Origin of the sequence: Pseudoalteromonas sp. DL2-H2.2 (assembly GCF_021532535.1) — a bacterium.
Taxonomy (GTDB): Bacteria; Pseudomonadota; Gammaproteobacteria; order Enterobacterales; family Alteromonadaceae; genus Pseudoalteromonas; species Pseudoalteromonas rubra_A.
Map to the genome: position 1 here is coordinate 61,653 of NZ_JAKGBD010000002.1, position 20,048 is coordinate 81,700.

A 20,048-nucleotide genomic window follows, 5' to 3' on the forward strand; every position below is an offset into this window, starting at 1 on the left:
TTATTATCAAGAGCGATGAGGGCTTACCACTAACATCACTTTTGTAGTTAACTCAGAGAAATCTGACGATTCTCTATTTCATCTAATGTCTCAAAGCCTAGTAACCATGCGGGTTGCAAGCTACCAGGCTAATCCAGTGCTTAAGTTAGCATACCATATAGATTTGAAAACCCTTTTTACGCACTTTTATGTACTTTTTCTGCTTTACCCGGCCGACTTTTGCGACTCAATGGCAAAACTGTCTACTGGATGAGCGAGTGCCAGAGATAAAACGTCATCAATCCAGCTCACTGGGTGGATTTCCAGACCTTCCAGCACGTTTTGCGGGATCTCTTTCAAGTCACGCTCATTCTTCTTCGGAATGACCACCGTTTTAATGCCACCACGGTGCGCGGCTAACAGCTTCTCTTTCAGTCCACCAATAGGGAGGACTTCACCGCGTAACGTAATTTCACCTGTCATCGCCACATCGCTGCGCACCGGGTTACCGGTCAGACTGGAAACCAGAGCTGTGACCATGGCAATACCGGCACTTGGGCCGTCTTTTGGCGTCGCACCTTCAGGCACGTGTACATGGATGTCACGTTTCTCATAGAAGTCTTCATTGATCCTAAGCTTTTCGGCACGATTGCGTACCACGGTCATGGCAGCCTGAATCGACTCTTGCATTACATCGCCAAGCGAACCGGTATAGGCTAATTTGCCTTTTCCTGGTACCGCCGCACATTCAATGGTCAGTAAGTCACCGCCCACTTCAGTCCAGGCTAAACCTGTGACCAGGCCAACACGATCGCCATCTTCTGCTTTACCATAATCGAAACGCTGAACACCCAGGTAACTTTCCAGGTTTTGGCCGTTGATCACCACCTTGTCTTTGGACTTACTCAGCAGGATACTCTTAACCGCTTTACGACACAGCTTTGACAGTTCACGCTCCAAGTTACGTACACCGGCTTCTCGGGTATAGTAACGTATGGTATCTATGATCGCGCTGTCTTCAATTTCAATTTCATGCTCTTTCAACCCGTTACGCTTGATTTGTTTCGGGATAAGGTGCTGTTTAGAGATATTCAGTTTTTCATCTTCGGTGTAACCCGACAGACGGATCACTTCCATTCTGTCAAGCAGTGGGCCTGGGATGTTAAAGCTGTTAGAGGTCGCAACAAACATCACATCCGACAGGTCATATTCGACTTCCAGATAATGGTCGGCAAAGCTGCTGTTTTGCTCAGGATCCAGCACTTCAAGCAAAGCTGAAGCTGGGTCGCCACGCATATCAGAAGACATTTTGTCGATTTCGTCCAGCAAGAACAGGGGATTCTTTACACCCACTTTGGTCATGCTCTGGATCAATTTACCTGGCATTGAACCAATGTAGGTACGTCTGTGACCGCGGATCTCCGCTTCATCACGCACGCCACCCAGTGCCATACGGACATACTTACGACCCGTTGAACGTGCAATAGATTGCCCCAAGCTGGTTTTACCCACCCCAGGCGGGCCCACAAGACACAGAATTGGGCCTTTTAGCTTGTTGGTGCGCTGCTGAACCGCAAGATATTCAATAATACGATCTTTGACTTTCTCCAGACCGTAGTGGTCAGCATCAAGGATTTTCTGCGCATTCGCCAAGTCTTTTTTAACCTTAGAGCGTTTTTTCCACGGCACACCGATCAGCGTATCAATGTAAGAGCGAACCACAGTTGCTTCAGCCGACATAGGCGACATCATTTTCAACTTGTTCAGCTCGGAGGTGGCTTTTTCTTCTGCCTCTTTGGGCATTTGCGCTTCTGCGATGCGCTTTTTCAGCGCTTCAAATTCATCCGGGACATCGTCCAGCTCACCCAGCTCTTTCTGGATGGCTTTCATTTGTTCATTGAGGTAATACTCGCGCTGCGATTTTTCCATCTGCTTTTTAACGCGTGACCGGATCTTCTTCTCAACCTGTAGCAGGTCAATTTCACCTTCCATCAACGCCATCAGATATTCTAATCGCTCAGTGACATTATATAGCTCGAGCACTTTCTGCTTTTCAGGTACTTTGATAGGCATGTGCGCAGCCATAGTGTCAGCAAGGCGCGCCGTTTCATCAATCCCGGAAACCGAAGTCAGCACTTCTGGCGGGATCTTCTTATTGAGTTTTACATAGCCTTCAAATTGACTGATAGCACTGCGGATGAAGATATCTTGCTCCGGGCCTTCAATGTTTTCAGACGCAATAAATTGCGCTTCTGCCATGAAGTACTCGTCGGTCACCAAAAACTTTTCTATCTTGGCGCGCTGAGTGCCTTCAACTAATACCTTTACGGTGCCATCAGGTAATTTAAGTAGTTGCAGTACGGTAGCGACGGTGCCAACCTGATAGATATCATCAGTGTCTGGGTCGTCTATTGACGCTTCTTTTTGCGCCACCAAAAAAATTTGCTTGTCATTCTCCATCGCGGCTTCTAGGCATTTTATTGATTTTTCTCTGCCTACAAACAACGGGATCACCATATGAGGGTATACGACCACATCACGCAGTGCCAATACGGGTATTTCGACTCGATCCATTCTCTCAAGCGTCATTATATTCTCTTCGCACTTCATTAATTTCAAGGATTAGGGAGGTATATGGGGATTGCCTTTAAAAAGTTCAACCTAAATACCAATCCGTATCGATTTCTAGTTTGAGTTTATACCAATTTGCTTAATTAAGTGTTCTATTTTGAGGCGAGAAAATAGGCTCGATAACAAGGCAAAAATTTTGCTATTTAGTTGTCCTAAATGAGAAATTTTTAACGCTGTTAGCGTCATATTTGCTCCGTCAAATTGAACAGGTATTAAGTGAAATTGGTAATATAGTTTGCTGGTACAACTAAACTGTAGACAAAAAAAGGAGCCTGAGGCTCCTTTTTGCGATAAAACTCGCTCGTTACTCCGATGCAGCTTTATCCTGACTGTTGTTTTCGTAAATCAAAATTGGGTCAGATTCACCTTTAATGACGGTTTCATCTACCACAACTTTAGTTACGTCTTCGATGGACGGCAGTTCGTACATAGTATCCAGCAGGACACCTTCTACAATGGAGCGTAGTCCGCGTGCGCCGGTTTTTCTGTCCATCGCTTTACGAGCAATGGCCTTAAGCGCGTCTTCACGGAACTCAAGCTCAACCCCTTCCATCTTGAACAATGCACCATATTGCTTGGTCAGCGCATTTTTAGGCTCATTCAAGATTTGGATCAGAGCGTCTTCGTCCAGTTCAGTCAAAGTTGCAACCACAGGCAAACGACCGATAAACTCAGGGATCAAACCATACTTGACCAGATCTTCCGGTTCAACATCTTTAAAGGTCTCACTCAGTGAACGTTCGCTGTCTGAGAGTTTCACCTGAGCGCCGAAGCCAATACCTGTGTTGGTATGACTGCGCTGCTCAATCACCTTATCCAGACCCGCAAATGCGCCGCCACAGATAAACAGGATCTTCGATGTGTCGACTTGCAAAAACTCTTGCTGAGGATGCTTACGCCCGCCTTGTGGCGGCACCGAGGCAACGGTCCCTTCAATCAGTTTTAACAGTGCTTGCTGAACGCCTTCGCCCGATACGTCACGGGTGATGGACGGGTTATCAGATTTACGTGAAATCTTATCGATTTCATCAATGTAAACAATGCCGCGCTGTGCTTTTTCAACGTCGTAGTCGCACTTTTGTAAGAGCTTCTGGATAATGTTTTCAACATCCTCACCCACATAACCAGCTTCGGTTAGAGTGGTGGCGTCAGCCATAGTGAAAGGCACATCCAGTAAACGTGCTAGCGTTTCTGCTAGTAGCGTTTTACCACTACCTGTTGGACCGATCAGCAGGATATTACTCTTGCCCAGTTCCACATCGCCTTTCAGGCCCTGGTTTTTCAGTCGCTTGTAATGGTTGTACACAGCAACCGAAAGCACTTTTTTAGCGTGCTCCTGGCCAATCACATAGTCATCAAGGTGATTGCGGATCTCTCTAGGTACCGGCAATTTATCAGACGAATCGTGTTGCGGCGCTATATCCTTGATTTCTTCTCTAATGATGTCGTTACACAGTTCGACGCATTCATCACAAATGTACACTGACGGACCAGCGATCAACTTGCGTACTTCGTGTTGGCTCTTACCACAAAATGAGCAGTATAAGAGCTTACTATTCTTGTCGCCGTCTGTAGGAGTGTCTGACATTCAGCTACCTCTTAAATTTGGTCAGTTATCTACTGCGATAACATAAAACATATTTTAACTATACCAAAGAATTTTGCCTTTAGCATAGCCGGGCCAACCGCATTTATCTAACAGTGTTTAGAAATACGCCTGCCCGAAACAGATTACTTGATGTTTCTGCTGCTATGAACGGCATCAACCAGACCGTATTCAACGGCTTGCTCGGCGTTCATAAAGTTGTCACGATCCGTGTCATTGGCCACGACATCGTAAGGCTGGCCAGTATGTTCAGCCAACAGGCGATTCAGTTTCTCTTTGATCGTCAGGATCTCTTTGGCGTGGATCTCAAAGTCTGATGCCTGGCCCTGGAAACCACCCAGCGGTTGATGGATCATAACGCGTGAGTTTGGCAGGCAGTAGCGTTTGCCTTTAGCACCGCCAGAAAGCAGGAAGGCACCCATGCTGGCAGCCTGGCCAACACACACAGTGCTCACATCTGGCTTGATAAAATTCATTGTATCGTAAATCGACATACCTGCAGTCACTGAGCCACCCGGTGAGTTAATGTACAGATAAATGTCTTTTTCAGGGCTTTCTGATTCCAAGAAAAGCAGCTGAGCAACAATCAGGTTTGCCATATGGTCCTCAACCTGACCGGTCAAAAAGATAATGCGCTCTTTAAGCAAGCGAGAATAAATGTCATACGAACGCTCGCCTTTCGCTGTTTGCTCAACAACCATAGGGACTAACGCGTTTAGAGGATCAAACATACCGTCATTCATTTTATAGATTCCTTATAAACAGGGAAGTGCACTGCAAAACCTGGCTGCTTGTCAGTCTCAATACACAGGACAAGCAGGATTTGTTTACCCGAGTTACAACAAGCTGGTTTTGAGGTATAAGTTTATACAAAAGGTGCTGATAAACAAAAGTATACGCACAATAGTGTTGCTTTGAGAAAACAAACAAAAATGGCTCGCAGCGCTGCAAAACACAGAGCAATACGAGCCATTTAAACGTTAGCTTAACAGTAAGTCAATGATTTCGTCTTTGACGATATCAAAAGGGCTTACTGAGCCGCCTGTTGTGGGTTCATGATGTCGTCGAAAGACTTCTCAACATCAGCAACCTGAGCTGCTGCCAGAATCGCATCTACCGCTTGCTCTTCCATTGCAACATTACGCATTTGCTGCATAAGTTGGTCGTTGCCTTTGTAGTAAGCAACTACTTCACTTGGATCTTCGTAAGCAGAAGCAACTGTTTCGATTAGCTCTTCAACTTTTGCATCATCTACTTTGATGTCGTTCGCTTTGATCACTTCGCCTAACAGCAGACCCGTTTTAACGCGTGTTACTGCTTGCTCGTGGAACAGCTCAGCTGGTAGCTCAGGCATGTTCTTAGCATCGCCACCGAAACGCTGTGCAGCTTGCTGACGTAGCGCATCGATTTCCTGGTCGATAAGTGCTTTAGGTACTTCAACTTCGTTCGTTTCTAGAAGACCTTTGATCGCTTGATCTTTGATCTGAGCTTTAACAGCCTGACCAAGTTCACGCGTCATGTTTTTCTTCACTTCTTCTTTCAGTGCGTCAACACCGCCTTCAGCAACACCGAACTTAGTTGCGAATTCGTCAGTCAGTTCAGGCAGTTCCTGAACTTCAACTTTCTTCACAGTGATCTTGAACTGTGCCGCTTTACCCTTCAGGTTTTCAGCGTGGTATTCTTCAGGGAAAGTTACGTCTGCAACCACTTCTTCGCCTGCTTTCTTACCGATGATGCCATCTTCGAAACCAGGGATCATGCGGCCTTGACCAAGCTCAAGAGGGAAATCTTCCGCTTTACCACCTTCGAACTCTTCGCCTTCAACTGTACCCAGGAAGTCGATAGTTACACGGTCTTTCTCGCCTGCAGCAGCGTCGCTTTCAGTCCAGCTTGCGTGTTGCTTGCGCAGAGTTTCCAGCATGTTAGCCAGGTCATCTTCAGTTACGTCAACCACTGGCTTCTCAACTGAGATCTTCTCAAGATCTTTCAGCTCAACTTCAGGATAAACTTCAAAAGTTGCATCGAACTCCAGGTCCTTACCTGACTCCAGAGACTTAGGAGCAAAAGTAGGTGCGCCAGCTGGGTTGATCTTTTCAGAAACAATCGCTTCGATATAGTTGCGTTGCATCAGCTCGCCCGCAACTTCCTGCATTACCGCAGCACCGTAGCGCTTTTTGATAACAGATACTGGTACTTTACCCGGACGGAAGCCGTCGATACGCTGTGTTTTAGCCAGTTGTTGTAAGCGTTTTTTTACTTCAGTCTCAACGTTCTCAGCTGGAACTGTGATAGTCAGACGGCGCTCAAGACCTTGAGTCGTCTCAACAGAAACTTGCATGATATAACCTCAATTTTCATTTTTGGCGACAACGCGCCTTCCTTACAAACAAGTCGACTTTTTATCAGACCAGATGACAGCAGAGCATCATATCCGCTCAATCTCGATTAAGCAGATCACCGTTGAAAACATCCCTACATTTGATGTTTAAGAATCAGTGCTGATCCCCGTCAGACTTGCTGCCTGCCCATACAGGGCGCTATGTTAAATAATAGACGCGGCATTATAACCTATAAAACGGGAGAGTCGAGCAATCACAGCAAATAATTGATGTTGCTTAGGACAAAATTAAGGAAATAAAACAGATTTAGAACAAGTAGAAGAGAAGAGATGGTCGGCGATGCAGGATTTGAACCTGCGACCCCTTGGACCCAAACCAAGTGCGCTACCAAGCTGCGCTAATCGCCGAATATATCAATTTTGAAAGTGGTCGGCGATGCAGGATTTGAACCTGCGACCCCTTGGACCCAAACCAAGTGCGCTACCAAGCTGCGCTAATCGCCGAACATATAGGTTTTGTAGATGGGGCGACTGACGAGGCTTGAACTCGCGACAACCGGAATCACAATCCGGGGCTCTACCAACTGAGCTACAGCCGCCACTACAAATGTGGATTTTAAAATGGCGCACCCGGAAGGATTCGAACCTTCGACCGACGGCTTAGAAGGCCGTTGCTCTATCCAACTGAGCTACGGGCGCGGCGCAAAGAATGCTTCTTCGTGCATACCACCAACTTTCGTTGATTACTCTCTTTAAAGTAAAGAAAGTGGTCGGCGATGCAGGATTTGAACCTGCGACCCCTTGGACCCAAACCAAGTGCGCTACCAAGCTGCGCTAATCGCCGAAATTTGTTATTTCAGAGTTTCTCTTGCGAGCCCCTCGTTGACAACGGGGTGCATAATAGTGATTTGCCCGGATGAGGTCAAACATTTTTTTTAGAAATCATGTCAACTGACTATTTTTACTGCAAAACGTTTAATTAATATAACAAAACGATTGGTTTTCCAGCAATTTCTTCAGCTGCAATGGTAATAAAAGCGCCCGGCGACGGATCCAGCTTGGCTATTCAGGGGATTTTTGAGAAAATAGCGACGGCTTTTTGAGTTTTGTCCTATCATGCTTAGTACTGATTTCAATAACTCACATGCCACCAATAAATAGAGTACCCCCTTTAATACACTCTATAATCGTTCAAGTAATTAACCCTTAAATTTAAAGGTCAGTCATGACGGCAAACATCATCGACGGTAAAGTCATTGCGAAACAGGTTCGCAATACCGTAGCTAACCGCGTTGCAGCGCGGATCAATCAGGGACTCAGAGCACCAGGACTAGCAGTTGTACTGGTTGGCCAGGACCCCGCCAGCCAGGTATACGTCGGCTCAAAGCGCAAAGCGTGTGAAGAAGTCGGCTTCGTATCTAAGTCATATGATCTACCCGCAGACACAAGTGAGGCGCAATTGCTGGAGTTGGTGGACACGCTCAATCAGGATCCAAGCGTTGACGGTATCCTGGTGCAATTGCCTTTACCTGACGGGCTCGATGCAGAGAAAGTGCTGGAACGAATCCACCCGCACAAAGATGTTGATGGTTTCCACCCTTATAACGTCGGACGACTGGCACAGCGTATGCCAGCGCTGCGCCCCTGCACGCCCAAAGGGATCATCACCTTACTCGACTCAACCGGCGTAAGGTATAAAGGTATGCATGCCGTTGTTGTGGGTGCATCCAATATAGTTGGTCGCCCCATGTCACTCGAGTTGTTGCTGGCAGGCTGTACGACGACCGTTTGCCACAAATTTACCCAAGATCTCGAAGCCCACGTGCGCCGTGCCGATCTACTGGTCGTTGCCGTCGGTAAACCAGAATTCATTCCGGGTGACTGGATAAAAGAAGGCGCCATGGTCATCGATGTTGGCATTAACAGGCTTGAGTCTGGCAAATTGGTCGGCGATGTACAATATGATGTTGCCGAGCAACGTGCCAGCTTCATCACGCCAGTACCTGGTGGCGTTGGACCAATGACAGTTGCAAGCCTGATTGAGAACACGCTCGAAGCCTGCGAAAACTATCATAGTTAATGTCTTCATAGCAGGTGCACACCGCACCTGCTTCCCTCACCTACCTCGTCTCAATTTCAAACAAAATCTGGCATGTTCTCAAATATGAACTAGGGTTGTACGGCTATTGCTATCATATAAAGGATCATGATGACAGCGTTCACCCAACCGCAATTAAAAACCTATTCTCTGCAATGTTACACCCCGGGCACCTTGAGTGATGCAGATAAACTCAGACTGGGGCAGTTTCGAAGCTCAATATGGCGCGAGCAAGGACAAACCGTCCGTCATTGTGCAACGTCAGACTCCTGGCTTGAGCGCGCAGACGATGAGGCATATATCTGGCTGGCAAAAAATCAGGGAAATATTGTCGCAACCGCCAGAATGAACCTGTGCGGGCATCTTGCACATTTGCCCGAACAACAACTTTACCAACCACTAAGCGACCAATTGATCACCCCATTGGCCACCTGGGGACGACTTGCCGTCGCTACGCAGTGGCGAAGCCAAGGGTTAGCGACCCAACTTATTAAGGCACGCTTGCTGCTAGCTAACCAGTTGGGCTGCCGATATATTGTGTTAGATTGCCCGATTTCACGAGTTGCAGCGATGCAGGCACACCACTTTAAAGTACTGCTGCCGCCTCAGCCAGGTATTTTGTTTCCCGATTTGCAATTTGTCGTCATGGGCCGCAAGCTTTAACTCATCAGCCAGATTGAGTCGGCGGGGCCAAAGAACTTACGACAAAGCTGTGAGGGTGTAAATCTGAAAAAGTGATCACATCACCCAGGCTCAGCACAGTGTCTACTTCAGATGATATCTTAATTTGGTTTACAAACACGCCATTTTTACTGGTGTCTTTGAGCGTCCATTGCTCGCCTGTCCAGACAATCACAGCATGGTGGCGCGAGATTTCGATGCCAAACACCTGAGTGTCGACCTCATCCTGTGCTCGACCAAAACGGTGACGCGGTTTGAGAAGGATATGATCATTGGTTTGTGCTAATAAAAGATGTGCCATGCCTGTGCCTATCTGAGTGTCCTGACGTCGAATCTTGCAACAGTAGGTATCCCGGGAATAAGAAATTCCCAACTGTTGGGCATGAGATTGTAATCGTTACTTAATAATGATGACATTACGCCAGCTTACAGCGCACAAAGCTTTCAGTAATAACCATGTAAACCTATCCAATACTGGCATCTGAACAGATCTTATCTAAAGTTAAAATAAGGGTTCCCTCTGGAAGTACAGCCGTGTCAGAAGTAGCTAAGGCAAATCAACGCAGGTGTCTGCATCGCGCATATTCTGGTTATATACAAGTGATGCGCCTGCTGGTGTGGTTTAGCATTTTTACGAGCAATATTGTCCGTGCCGCAAGCCCGATACCAGTCACTATTTTGGCTGACGACAGCTATCCACCCTACTCGTATGTTCAGGATGGAAAACTGGTCGGCATTTATCCGACACTCATTCTGGAAGCCGCCAAGCTCATCAAAGAAGAATACCAGGTTGAGTTACGCCCTATTCCCTGGAAAAGAGGCGTTGCAGCACTCGAGCAGGGTGAAGCGTTTGCACTGATGCCACCTTATATCCACCTTGATACACGCCCTTATATCTGGCCTTACTCGGTCGCGTTAAAACAAGAAGAGGTCGTGGCGTTTTGCAACCCCGGCATCACTTTACAAAATATCGCTCAGCGTGATGGCGAGCTGGCGCCCATTAATATCGGGTTGAATGCAGGCTTTTTGATCCTGGACGATGCGCTAAAAGAAGCGAGAAAAGCCGGACGTATTATTGTTTGGGAAAACAAAAATACCCGTGCCAACATCATCAAGCTGTATAAAAAGAGGGTCGACTGCTATATCAACGACAGGCTCTCGACCTTGATTGGGATCAGCGATCTGCAAGACCAACTGCCCGGCTTAAGTGCACAATCATTTGTTGAGGACCATGTGGTACTGAGCCGCAGTGCTCACATCGGCTATCTGAAGGGGTATGAAGGAAAGTACCCATATAAAGCAGACTTTATCGAAAAAATGGATGAGGCCTTAAATACGGTTTTACAAAAAGCGACCCCCCCCTGACTTTTACTTAAATCTCACGGCATCAAGTTGCACAAAAAAGGCAGCGACGGCTGCCTTAATATCTCTGTTCTAATGCTTACTCAGCAACAACCTGCCAGTCGATGCTGGCACCGGCTTTGATTGGCACAACCTGAGTATCTCCGAGCGGATAAGACTCTGGCACTTGCCAGCTGCTTTTTTCCAGAGTGATGGTATCGGTATTGCGAGGCAACCCGTAAAAATCCGCACCAAAGTGACTGGCAAAGCCCTCGAGCTTATCCAGTGCGCCGGCTTCTTCAAATGCCTCTGCATATAATTCAATGGCGGCGTGGGCGGTGTAAGCACCGGCACAACCACAAGCGGCTTCTTTTTTATCTTTAGCATGAGGTGCCGAATCAGTACCCAGGAAGAACTTTTTGCTACCGCTGGTTGCCGCTCGCAATAATGCCTGCTGATGGGTATTACGCTTGAGAATTGGCAGGCAGTAATAATGTGGACGAATGCCACCGGCCAGCATGTGGTTGCGGTTGTATAGTAGATGATGCGCCGTAATCGTAGCAGCAACATTGTCAGGTGCTGATTCAACAAACTCAACCGCATCTTGCGTGGTAATGTGCTCAAGCACGATTTTCAGCTTAGGAAAGGCATCGACTACTTTTCTGAGCTTAGTATCAATGAATACCTTTTCACGGTCGAAAATATCTATCGAAGAATCGGTCACCTCACCATGCACCAGTAACAGCATACCGACTTCCTGCATCACTTCCAGGATTGGGTAAATGTTTTCAACGTCGGTTACACCAGAGTCCGAATTGGTGGTTGCGCCCGCAGGATATAACTTCGCAGCGACAATATGGCCACTGGCCTGCGCCGCACGGATCTCTTCAGCACTGGTGTTGTCAGTCAAATACAATACCATTAAAGGCTCAAATTGTCCGTTTGGCTTTGCAGCAAGAATTCGCTCACGATATGCCAGTGCACTTTGCGTACAAGTTGCCGGTGGTACCAGGTTAGGCATAATGATGGCCCGCCCCATATAGCGACTGATATCGCGCACTGTATCAACGAGTACCGCGCCATCGCGAAGATGCACATGCCAATCGTCCGGACGAGTGATTGTTAAGGTCTGTTTACTTGTCATTGCTCTTTCCCACTACTGAATTTGCCCGATCATAGGCTGAGCCAGCTAGTTAGTAAAGTTTTTAAGCCCAATCAGCCCACAGCTTGTACCCGAATATGTCGTAAAAGTGTCATCAGGTTTACAGCCAATAGCAATTTAATTGCAACATTGACTGTAACGCATCATTTAAGAGCGTTAACATAGTAGAAGATTAAGTAATCAGGCCTGTGTCATGCCAATACTGTCAGAAGCAAAACTAGAATCAAAAACCGAACAGTTAAGCATCATTAACCAGTTTTCATCGTCACTACTACAAATCACCCATCTCGATGAACTCTTTGAGTATGTTACCAGTCAGGTTGTGAGCAAGCTGGGGTTCGTGGATTGCGTTATTTATCTTAGTGATCCGGCTGGCCAGTTTCTCGATGTGGTCGCCAGTATGGGCGTGGCACACAAAGACATCTGCCACCAGGTAAGCCAACAGAAGATCCCCATTGCGGCGGGGATCACAGGACATGTTGCGCGAACCAAACAACCGTTTATTTCTGGCAACGTGGCGCTGGAACCTATGTATATTGCCGATGCCCGGCCTGCGCTCTCAGAGCTGTGCGTACCTTTGGTATACGAAAATACATTGCTGGGCGTTATTGACTGTGAGCATCCTGAGGCGGATTACTTCACCCAGGCACATTTGCAGATCCTCTCTACGGTGGCACATTTACTCAGCGCCAAAATCCATCAGGTTCGTACACTGGATCACCTCAAGGCAACGGTAGAGCAACTACACCAGGCACAACAACTGGAAACGTGCCTGCTAAAAATCGCCAATATCACCTATCAGTCGCGTAATCTGGAAGCTTTTTATGATGAGCTTTATAGCATCATCTGCTCGCAGCTCCCGGCGGAGAACTGCTTTATTGGGCTGTACGATACCCAGCAGGATGTTCTGGAGATCGATTACCTTATAGAGGCAGGGGTGAAATGCAGCGCGCACCAGAAAGTCTCCAAAGAGCAAATAAAACACACTGCGTCCTATTATATTATTAAACAACAGCACCCTTTATTGTGCGACCACCAGCAATTTCTGACTCATATTAAGAAGCAAAACTTCAAAATGGTTGGCCGCTCACCTCGTTCATGGCTTGGTGTGCCCTTCGTCGTCAACGATCAGTATCAAGGCGTAGTGGTGCTGCAAAGCTACGATAACGACCGGGCTTTTAGTCAGCATCATAAAGCCATTTTGACCTACATCAGCCGCCAGCTTAGTATGGCCATAGACAGACGTCTTGCCCGGCAGGCACTGGAGCACCGGGCTCTGCATGACGACCTGACGGGCCTGGCAAACCGCTATCTGATGCTGGAGCGCATTAAACACGCTATTTTATCGTTGGGCAGAAGTCAGCCTGAGCGCCAGCACTGCCTGCTGTATCTTGATCTGGACCGATTCAAAAGCATTAATGACGCGCTGGGGCATGATGTTGGCGACCATTTTTTGGTGGCCATTGTTGGGCTTATTAAGGCCAGTATCCGCAAAACAGATACCTTTGCGCGTCTGGGCGGCGATGAGTTCGCCATTTTTATGGAGAACATTAGCGACAAGCAACAAGTGGAACTGGCACTGGAACGGATCACTGGTGCCATTGCCAAGCCCATTCAAATCGATGGCCATTTGTTGCAAGCCTCCAGCAGCATCGGGGTTGCATTTACCTCCAGCGACTCAGACAGTGCCATTACCCTGCTTCAGCAAGCCGATGCCGCCATGTATGAAGCCAAATCAGCTGGACGCAGTCAGATCCGATATTTCAATAATGAAATGCGTAAAAAGCTCAAGCAACAAGCCGACATAGAAAACGACCTACAAAACGGCATTAAAAATGGTGAGTTTGAGCTGTATTATCAACCAATTTTTTCGCTAACTCAGCCCAGGGTGGTCAGCTTTGAGTCTCTGGTACGCTGGCATCACCCCAAAAATGGGCTGGTCACGCCAGATGACTTTATTCCCATCGCCGAGCAAACAGGCCAGATCATAGAACTTGATTTACATTTGCTTGAACTGGCGGCAAAACAAATTGCGCAGTGGCAGGATGCCGGGGCTGGCAATATCTGTCTGACGGTCAATGTGTCATCTCGCCATTTTGCTAGCCTGGAGTTTGTCGATCAAATAGCCTCCTTGTATCGCAACTATGGCTTAAGCCAGGGCGCGCTCAGCCTTGAAATTACAGAATCGGGTTTGATTGAAAACCTCAACCTGGCCACCAAAGTCATCAACGGCTTGTCACCTTACGGCGTAAAGCTCTATCTGGATGATTTTGGCACCGGCTACTCTGCGCTGGGATACCTGCATCAGCTACCCATCCACGTACTAAAAATCGATAAGAGTTTTATTAGTCAGTTAACAGATGAAGAAAACCCGCTGGTTGATGCCATTTTATCGCTGGCAAAATCCCTGGATCTGGAAGTAGTCGCCGAAGGCATAGAAACCTCGCAGCAGTTTCAGTTACTCAGCACCAAAGCGTGCCAGTATGGGCAAGGGTTTTTGGTTTCCCGCCCGCTAAAAGCAGCACAGGCTATGGCCTTTTTACAAACGGAGCAGATTAAACTCGCAACCGCCCCCACTTTGGCGTAATGCAAGTAGTTAAAGCGCATTAGCTTGCTCAGCTCAATGCGCTTGCCTTACAACTCCAGCTTAACTTCTTTAGCAGCCCAATTAAGAACTAACAGCGCGAATAACCGAAGGTGCTCCATCACTTATACTCAGTCAAGCGGCTTTGCACCCAATCCACTGGTAAAGTGTAACTACTCACTCTATGTGCTAACTGTTTTGCGAAATACAGTAGATTAGCTTGTTCCCTGCAGCGCTCTCATCAAAGTTTCCAAGTTAACAGAGCTAAACTTTTTGCCTCAGTAGCGCCTTGAGAGCAACTTGAGTAAAATTAAATTGTAATTTTTTGGAAAAAAGTCAAATAAAGAATGACAACGCTGTCAAAAATAGTGCTATAGTAATTTTGTAAATATTTAGTCAATCGCTGCTGGATTTATAGACGTCTAGACGTTGAATAGCTAGGGTTCACAGCGTAATATGGGTGTAATCTGAGTTTTACTCACGTTTAGAATGAGATTTGTTGATGATGATAGATATAAAGCACTTAAAAACCATAGCGACCCTGAAAGAAACCGGATCACTGGTCAATACGGCGCGTGAGTTATTCCTAACTCAGTCAGCACTCTCTCACCAAATCAAAGATCTGGAAAATAAACTGGATTGTCAGTTATTCGAGCGCAAGACCCAGCCCGTGCGATTCACTCCACAGGGTATGTTGCTGCTGGAGCTGGCCAATGATGTATTACCCAAAGTTGAAGCAACCAAGTGCCGCCTCAAAGAAAGCCTGAATCAACCCATCTCACAACTACGACTCAGTGTTGAGTGCCACGCCTGCTTCCATTGGTTATTGCCCACTATCAAAGAATTCAATAACTTCTGGCCTGACATCAAAGTCGATTACGAACGTGGCTTTAGCTACGACGCTATTCCGGAGTTGCTCAGTGATGAACTCGACCTAGTCCTGACTTCTGATATTCGCGAGCCAGAGCAGGTTGAGTATGCTCATATCTTCGACTTTAAACTGAAACTGATTGTCGCACCAGACCATGAACTGGCTAAAAAAGCCTATGTTACGGCGCTCGATTTAAAAGACGAAACCATCATTTCTTACCCAATTCCTAAAGAGCGCCAGGATATATTTAAACACTTTATTCAAAACGCTCGCTTTGACGGCACACTGAAAACGGTCGATCAGGGGCTGTTGATTTTTCAGTTAGTCAGTGCCGGTATGGGCGTTGCTGCGCTGCCTGACTGGCTGGTTACGCCCTACGAAAGTCAGGGGCTGATCAAGTCTATCCCTCTGGGTGCACTGGGTTTAAGCCGCCCTATGTACCTGGCAATGAAAAAGAACATGAAAGACAACCCGGTGTACCGGCACTTTCTGAACACCTGCAAGCAGTCTGTCGCACGCTAAGTTACAAGTCTGCATATTTACGTAACGCAATTGCCTGACAATAGGAGTAAACTAAGCGCAAACTAAGTAAACGGACAACTTGTGATGTTTGAGATGAAAAAGGTAATTGGCTCACTGTTAATGCCCTTACCGGTGACGCTACTACTAAAAGAACATGAAAGACAACCCGGTGTACCGGCACTTTCTGAACACCTGCAAGCAATCTGTCGCACGTTAAGTTCCAGGCCTGCTGATTTACATGACGCAATTGCCTGACAATAGGGGTAAACTAAGCGCAAACTAAGTAAACGGACAACTTGTGATGTTTGAGATAAAGAAAGTAATTGGCTCACTGTTAATGCCCTTACCGGTGACGCTACTACTGCTTGCGCTCTGCTTATTGTTTATTGCTAAAACACACCGTAAATCTTACCTGATGAGCTGGCTGCTCGTGGTAGGCCTGTGGGCTGTCAGCACACCTTTTGTTGCTGACAAACTGATAAACCCAACGGAGGCGAAGTTGAGTCCATTCGCAGTGAACAAACACAAAGATATGGACTATATCGTCGTGCTTGGGTGTGGCATGAGCCCGGCACCTCGACTGACTGCCAACCTACAACTCTCTGGGTGCGCATTGTCTCGTCTTACCGAAGGGCTCAGATTACTACAGCACTATCCACAGGCTCAGTTGGTTGTTTCGGGTGCCGGATATGGAAAAACGACCAGTAGTGCTCTGATGGCAGACACCGCAATCTCACTGGGGGTTCCTGCAACTAAGATAATCCAAAATCCACAAGCCCGGGATACAGCCGAAGAAGCATTGTTGCTCGCAACCAGACTAGTTGACAGTAAAGTGGCACTGATCACCTCTGCCAGCCATATGGCACGCGCACAGGATTTATTCTCTGCTCAGGGCATAGATACCCTTGCAGCCCCTGTGCAGTTTTATAGCTATGCAAACTCACAGGGCTACCGACGCTTTATTGCCAGTGCATCCGTATTAAAAGCGGTAACCACCTATGCGCATGAAGCACTGGGGCAACAGTGGATTTTGCTACGTCGAATGTTAGACCCGCAGGCGCTCTAATACCCATGTCACTTAATAGCGGTTTAATTTGAAGGGGCAAATTGGTATAAATTAGTGCAAAAGTCGCACATAGCACACTCAAGCAGGTACTGATTTGCGATGAATCAGAGCTTAAAAACGCAAAAAATTGAAAAATACCTCAAAAATAGGTATAAATATCGTTTAATCTTAACCTGCGTATCCGCGTATAACACGACTGGGATTTACGATGAGTAAACTAGATAAAACTGAAGTTTTAAGTGCATTTGAAGCCGCATATGAAGCAGCCCACGGCAAAAAGCCAGAGATCACCACTAAGCCTGGCTGGTACAGCATTGACGGTGGTAAAAATATGCGTCTGGCAGATGTAGCAGCTTTGACCGAAGAGCTAACTTCAGGGACAGCCGCGACAGAACAACCTGCGCCAAAGAAAAAAGCAACAAAGAAGGCCGCAGCGCCTGCTGTTAAAAAAGCAGCGCCATTCACGGTTGTTAAAGCCAATGACGATGGCTATACCGCAGAAGAAGCTTGGATCATCGAGCTGGCTGAAAAGGACCATGACTGCCGCCTGCCGCGTGGCGTTGTCTAATTGCCTTTCATATGAGTCAGCACTCGCTGACTCATACACCTCCCAAAACATCGTAAATACAATCACCTACTATTAAAAACTTTGCCAATCTTTGGTACTTTCGGCTATGCTTCTGTGCAATAAACAACCAAGCGAGCCTGTACAGTCATGCACTTACTCTATCGTTGCTACCACTTTGTTTTAAAATCGATAGTCAGATTTATCGGTATTCCGGAACCACAGTTATACCAAGGCACCCAGGGGCTGAAGGATGCTATAGCAGACCTGTCTTTACCCGATGATGCTCAGGTTCTGGTTGTTACAGATAAGGTGCTCAATGAGCGTGGCATAATCCAACCCGTACTTACCGCGCTTTACGCCCAAAACCTAAGCCCCGTAGTTTATGATCAGGTGCAGCCTAACCCGACAATCAAGAACATTGAACAGGGCTATCAGGTATACAACCAACACCACTGTGTGGCAATCGTGAGTGTTGGTGGTGGTTCTGTGCTGGATGCGGCAAAGTTAATCGGTGCCCGTGTCGTCAGACCAAAGCGCCCAGTAAAGACGTTTTCTGGCTTGTTTAAAGTGCTCAAAACACTACCACCAAACATTGCGATACCAACGACGGCAGGCACAGGCTCCGAGACCACGGTTGCGGCGGTATTTAACGATGAAAAGCAGGGTAAAAAGCTCGCGGCCGCAGACTTTTGCCTGGTGCCACAACGAGCGGTTTTGCTCAGCCAGCTTACCACCTCACTGCCAGGCGGGATCACAGCAACCACAGCCATCGATGCCCTGACACACGCCATTGAAGCCATTTTAAGCATTAACGCTACCAAGCTTACGAATGACAGAGCACTCGAAGCTTGTTCGCAGATATTTGCTCACTTACCCACGGCCTACCATAATGGTCAGGACCAAAAAGCGAGGGAAAAACTGCTCTATGCCTCCTTTCTAGCCGGACAGGCGTTCACCCGAACCTCCGTGGGTTATATTCATGCCATTTCGCATCAGCTTACAGCCAGGTACGGCACCCCGCACGGTCTGGCCAACGCCGTTTTGCTGTTGCCTGTTTTGCACTGGTACGGCAGCAGGATACACCGTCAATTAGCCATGATTGCCTGCCATTGCAGCCTGACTTCACTGGATTACCCCGTCGAACAACAAGCGCAGGACCTTATTGCCCATATTACCCAGCTACTGGCACAGTTAAATATTCAAACCCAACTCACTGAAGTACTGAGTGACGACATTCAGTCTCTGGCGGTCATGGCGCTCGATGAGGCACACCCCGATTACCCGGTGCCGCACTTTATGGCACTACCGGATTGCCAGAACATACTGACACAGATCCGGGCCTGCTCTTCATGACTCACGTGCAGGTATTGTAGTGAAACTGCTGACGGGTCACAGTCCCCCAATATGGATCCAGATAGGTATCTTCAGTCATCTTCGCTATACCAGCTGTCGCAATGGCGCGGCGCCAGAATTGCGTTGCATACTCAGCACCAGCGATCTGCTTAATGGTCCAAAATCCGGGCAATTTATCCCAGATAGCCCGGGCAAATCGGGCACCCAGCCCCGCTTTACGATAACGCGGCACAATGTAAAACTCACACACCTCAAACTCACTCTCTCCATGCCGCGATATCGCCGCCAACCCTACTGGCGTTTCACCGTCATACCAGAGATAACCTGTCACACTGCCTTCTAACACAGTATCCAGTGCAAACAGGCCATCAGTCCCAGGGGCTTTATCAGTCAGGGCAGAAAACTCGGCTTCATAAGCCTGTGCCAGATTGAGATAAACAGGCAGATTGTTGGCATCAACGGGGATAAGCATAAGGCACCTCCATTATTGAGTAATACACAAGAGTAAGTGTACTACTCAATTAAGGAGGCAATATGCAAATAACTCCGGCAGATAAAAAGTGACTGAGATTAGGGGTATGGTACACCCGCTTCATCACTTTCCACTATGTCCTTTTCCAGTAATGCTTCAGCACGCCACTTTTGTATCGCCGGGCAGGCAAGGACTTTTTCCATATACGCTTTTTCCAAAGGACCTAACTCAACACCATAGCTGATAAAGCGCATCACAACAGGTGCAAACATCGCATCAACAATGCTCCAGCTGCCAAATAACCAGCCTTCCTGAGCGCCGAACTCTGTCAACTGTTGACGCCAGATCTGGGCAATACGCACTATGTCTTTCTGGGCAGCTGGGGATAACTCTACACGCCGCTGTGCTCTGATATTCATTGGCATTTCAGCCCTGAGTGCCAAAAAGCCACTGTGCATTTGTGCACTCAACGTCCGCGCTCTGGCCCGTAATTTAGGGCAGCAAGGCCAAGCCTGTCCGAAAAGATAAGCTTCATTGATATATTCACAGATAGCCAAAGATTCCCAGACGACCAAATCTCCATCCACAAGCAAGGGGACTTTCTGCGTTGGGCTGAGCTCAGACAAGGTTTGGTAGAAGGCGGGTGTTTCTAACTTGAGTGCCACTTCCTCAAAATTTAGTTTATACTTTTCAATAAGCAGCCAAGCTCTCAGCGACCAGGTAGAGTAATTTTTATTCCCGATATAGAGTTTCATAATGCGCCTCAGTTCAGTGAT

General features: G+C 47.3%; 16 protein-coding genes and 5 tRNA genes. 8 read left to right on the forward strand and 13 right to left on the reverse strand.

The genetic code is table 11. From position 1 onward, the window contains the following. Window positions 1–204: 204 nt before the first annotated feature. The 9 genes from lon to L1285_RS02885 form a co-directional block, all read right to left on the reverse strand. On the reverse strand, window positions 205–2,568 hold the full coding sequence (lon, locus tag L1285_RS02845; RefSeq protein ID WP_235410926.1) for an endopeptidase La: 2,364 nt from the start codon (window positions 2,566–2,568) through the stop codon (window positions 205–207). Window positions 2,569–2,914: 346 nt separating this feature from the next. Then, window positions 2,915–4,198, reverse strand: coding sequence for an ATP-dependent protease ATP-binding subunit ClpX (gene clpX / locus L1285_RS02850; protein WP_046003460.1), 1,284 nt, complete (start codon window positions 4,196–4,198; stop codon window positions 2,915–2,917). Window positions 4,199–4,341: 143 nt separating this feature from the next. Continuing rightward, window positions 4,342–4,959, reverse strand: coding sequence for an ATP-dependent Clp endopeptidase proteolytic subunit ClpP (gene clpP, locus L1285_RS02855; protein ID WP_046003459.1), 618 nt, complete (start codon window positions 4,957–4,959; stop codon window positions 4,342–4,344). A gap of 287 nt (window positions 4,960–5,246) precedes the next feature. Beyond that, on the reverse strand, window positions 5,247–6,554 hold the full coding sequence (gene tig, locus L1285_RS02860; protein WP_125721981.1) for a trigger factor: 1,308 nt from the start codon (window positions 6,552–6,554) through the stop codon (window positions 5,247–5,249). A 331-nt stretch (window positions 6,555–6,885) separates the two neighbouring features. Next, a tRNA-Pro gene (locus tag L1285_RS02865) sits at window positions 6,886–6,962 on the reverse strand. Window positions 6,963–6,981: 19 nt separating this feature from the next. Then, window positions 6,982–7,058 (reverse strand) — tRNA-Pro (locus tag L1285_RS02870). A 19-nt stretch (window positions 7,059–7,077) separates the two neighbouring features. Continuing rightward, window positions 7,078–7,153, reverse strand: a tRNA-His gene (locus L1285_RS02875). 23 nt (window positions 7,154–7,176) lie between these two features. Further along, window positions 7,177–7,253 (reverse strand) — tRNA-Arg (locus L1285_RS02880). A gap of 68 nt (window positions 7,254–7,321) precedes the next feature. Then, window positions 7,322–7,398, reverse strand: a tRNA-Pro gene (locus L1285_RS02885). Between the two features lie 381 nt (window positions 7,399–7,779). On the opposite strand from L1285_RS02885, the gene folD reads away from it, so the two are divergent. Together folD and L1285_RS02895 are read left to right on the forward strand one after the other, a co-directional pair. Beyond that, window positions 7,780–8,634: a bifunctional methylenetetrahydrofolate dehydrogenase/methenyltetrahydrofolate cyclohydrolase FolD gene (folD, locus tag L1285_RS02890; RefSeq protein ID WP_235410927.1), complete on the forward strand. Its 855-nt coding sequence runs from the start codon at window positions 7,780–7,782 to the stop codon at window positions 8,632–8,634. A 129-nt stretch (window positions 8,635–8,763) separates the two neighbouring features. Then, window positions 8,764–9,315 carry a GNAT family N-acetyltransferase gene (locus tag L1285_RS02895; protein ID WP_235410928.1) on the forward strand — a complete coding sequence of 184 codons (552 nt, stop codon included), beginning with the start codon at window positions 8,764–8,766 and terminating at the stop codon, window positions 9,313–9,315. A gap of 4 nt (window positions 9,316–9,319) precedes the next feature. Here the strand turns inward: L1285_RS02895 and L1285_RS02900 are convergent, their stop codons facing one another. Further along, complete coding sequence (locus tag L1285_RS02900; protein ID WP_235410929.1) at window positions 9,320–9,634, reverse strand: FHA domain-containing protein; 315 nt, start codon at window positions 9,632–9,634, stop codon at window positions 9,320–9,322. A gap of 233 nt (window positions 9,635–9,867) precedes the next feature. On the opposite strand from L1285_RS02900, the gene L1285_RS02905 reads away from it, so the two are divergent. Next, on the forward strand, window positions 9,868–10,698 hold the full coding sequence (locus L1285_RS02905; protein ID WP_235410930.1) for a substrate-binding periplasmic protein: 831 nt from the start codon (window positions 9,868–9,870) through the stop codon (window positions 10,696–10,698). 76 nt (window positions 10,699–10,774) lie between these two features. On the opposite strand, the gene pyrC is transcribed toward L1285_RS02905, so the two are convergent. After that, complete coding sequence (gene pyrC, locus L1285_RS02910; protein WP_046006714.1) at window positions 10,775–11,818, reverse strand: dihydroorotase; 1,044 nt, start codon at window positions 11,816–11,818, stop codon at window positions 10,775–10,777. Between the two features lie 211 nt (window positions 11,819–12,029). Between pyrC and L1285_RS02915 the strand changes: the two genes are divergently transcribed. The 5 genes from L1285_RS02915 to L1285_RS02935 all read left to right on the forward strand — a co-directional run bounded on the left by L1285_RS02915 (window position 12,030) and on the right by L1285_RS02935 (window position 18,800). Next, window positions 12,030–14,423 (forward strand): EAL domain-containing protein, encoded by a 2,394-nt coding sequence (locus L1285_RS02915; RefSeq protein WP_235410931.1) that lies wholly within the window; start codon window positions 12,030–12,032, stop codon window positions 14,421–14,423. A 502-nt stretch (window positions 14,424–14,925) separates the two neighbouring features. Next, the gene (locus L1285_RS02920) at window positions 14,926–15,813 is read left to right on the forward strand and encodes a LysR family transcriptional regulator (protein WP_125721890.1); all 888 of its coding nucleotides are present in this window, start codon (window positions 14,926–14,928) and stop codon (window positions 15,811–15,813) included. Between the two features lie 301 nt (window positions 15,814–16,114). Further along, window positions 16,115–16,879 carry a YdcF family protein gene (locus tag L1285_RS02925; RefSeq protein WP_235410932.1) on the forward strand — a complete coding sequence of 255 codons (765 nt, stop codon included), beginning with the start codon at window positions 16,115–16,117 and terminating at the stop codon, window positions 16,877–16,879. Window positions 16,880–17,087: 208 nt separating this feature from the next. Beyond that, window positions 17,088–17,447: a hypothetical protein gene (locus tag L1285_RS02930; protein WP_046006712.1), complete on the forward strand. Its 360-nt coding sequence runs from the start codon at window positions 17,088–17,090 to the stop codon at window positions 17,445–17,447. Window positions 17,448–17,594: 147 nt separating this feature from the next. Continuing rightward, the gene (locus L1285_RS02935; protein ID WP_235410933.1) at window positions 17,595–18,800 is read left to right on the forward strand and encodes an iron-containing alcohol dehydrogenase; all 1,206 of its coding nucleotides are present in this window, start codon (window positions 17,595–17,597) and stop codon (window positions 18,798–18,800) included. Window position 18,801: 1 nt separating this feature from the next. On the opposite strand, the gene L1285_RS02940 is transcribed toward L1285_RS02935, so the two are convergent. Further along, window positions 18,802–19,272: a GNAT family N-acetyltransferase gene (locus tag L1285_RS02940; RefSeq protein WP_235410934.1), complete on the reverse strand. Its 471-nt coding sequence runs from the start codon at window positions 19,270–19,272 to the stop codon at window positions 18,802–18,804. A 98-nt stretch (window positions 19,273–19,370) separates the two neighbouring features. Continuing rightward, window positions 19,371–20,027: a glutathione S-transferase family protein gene (locus tag L1285_RS02945; protein WP_235410935.1), complete on the reverse strand. Its 657-nt coding sequence runs from the start codon at window positions 20,025–20,027 to the stop codon at window positions 19,371–19,373. Window positions 20,028–20,048: the final 21 nt, after the last annotated feature.

Excerpts from the sequence above, each read along its gene's own strand:
- lon (WP_235410926.1), bottom strand. The coding sequence starts at position 2,568 with ATGACGCTTGAGAGAATGGATCGAGTCGAAATACCCGTATTGGCACTG.
- clpX (WP_046003460.1), bottom strand. The coding sequence starts at position 4,198 with ATGTCAGACACTCCTACAGACGGCGACAAGAATAGTAAGCTCTTATAC.
- clpP (WP_046003459.1), bottom strand. The coding sequence starts at position 4,959 with ATGAATGACGGTATGTTTGATCCTCTAAACGCGTTAGTCCCTATGGTT.
- tig (WP_125721981.1), bottom strand. The coding sequence starts at position 6,554 with ATGCAAGTTTCTGTTGAGACGACTCAAGGTCTTGAGCGCCGTCTGACT.
- folD (WP_235410927.1), top strand. The coding sequence starts at position 7,780 with ATGACGGCAAACATCATCGACGGTAAAGTCATTGCGAAACAGGTTCGC.
- L1285_RS02895 (WP_235410928.1), top strand. The coding sequence starts at position 8,764 with ATGACAGCGTTCACCCAACCGCAATTAAAAACCTATTCTCTGCAATGT.
- L1285_RS02900 (WP_235410929.1), bottom strand. The coding sequence starts at position 9,634 with ATGGCACATCTTTTATTAGCACAAACCAATGATCATATCCTTCTCAAA.
- pyrC (WP_046006714.1), bottom strand. The coding sequence starts at position 11,818 with ATGACAAGTAAACAGACCTTAACAATCACTCGTCCGGACGATTGGCAT.
- L1285_RS02915 (WP_235410931.1), top strand. The coding sequence starts at position 12,030 with ATGCCAATACTGTCAGAAGCAAAACTAGAATCAAAAACCGAACAGTTA.
- L1285_RS02920 (WP_125721890.1), top strand. The coding sequence starts at position 14,926 with ATGATAGATATAAAGCACTTAAAAACCATAGCGACCCTGAAAGAAACC.
- L1285_RS02925 (WP_235410932.1), top strand. The coding sequence starts at position 16,115 with ATGTTTGAGATAAAGAAAGTAATTGGCTCACTGTTAATGCCCTTACCG.
- L1285_RS02930 (WP_046006712.1), top strand. The coding sequence starts at position 17,088 with ATGAGTAAACTAGATAAAACTGAAGTTTTAAGTGCATTTGAAGCCGCA.
- L1285_RS02935 (WP_235410933.1), top strand. The coding sequence starts at position 17,595 with ATGCACTTACTCTATCGTTGCTACCACTTTGTTTTAAAATCGATAGTC.
- L1285_RS02940 (WP_235410934.1), bottom strand. The coding sequence starts at position 19,272 with ATGCTTATCCCCGTTGATGCCAACAATCTGCCTGTTTATCTCAATCTG.
- L1285_RS02945 (WP_235410935.1), bottom strand. The coding sequence starts at position 20,027 with ATGAAACTCTATATCGGGAATAAAAATTACTCTACCTGGTCGCTGAGA.